Source organism: Burkholderia sp. SIMBA_051, from assembly GCF_046534915.1.
In the GTDB taxonomy this organism is placed as follows: Bacteria; Pseudomonadota; Gammaproteobacteria; order Burkholderiales; family Burkholderiaceae; genus Burkholderia; species Burkholderia ambifaria.
In genome coordinates this window covers 1-261 of the sequence record NZ_JAWRXS010000461.1, presented here as the reverse complement: position 1 = coordinate 261, position 261 = coordinate 1, and the positions used below count along the sequence as shown (strand labels likewise).

At 58.2% G+C, this 261-nt stretch carries 1 protein-coding gene; it reads right to left on the bottom strand.

All coding sequences use genetic code 11. The features are described from left to right. Positions 1-261: hypothetical protein (locus tag SB771_RS35285; protein ID WP_410722077.1), on the bottom strand; the 261-nt coding region annotated here is incomplete at both ends.

Sequence of the window (261 nt, the reverse complement as noted above, 5' to 3'; positions counted from 1 at the left end):
ACTGGTTGAGTTGATTGTGGATGAAGTCTTGGAAGCTCTCCAGATAGTCGGCGGGCTTTTTGTTCTGTCCGTAATCCTGTCTGCGCTCTTTTAGCTCGTCGGCGTGGGTCGAGATAACGGGGTGGTTCTCCGAACCGAGCAGGGCGCTGACGGTGGCTAGCTGGTTGATCAGTTGGCTGTGCTGGCGAATAAAGTTGGCTGCTTGCTGCGGGCCGAGCTCATGCAGGTGGCTGTGCAGCTTGGCCGGTTCGACGCCCCAGG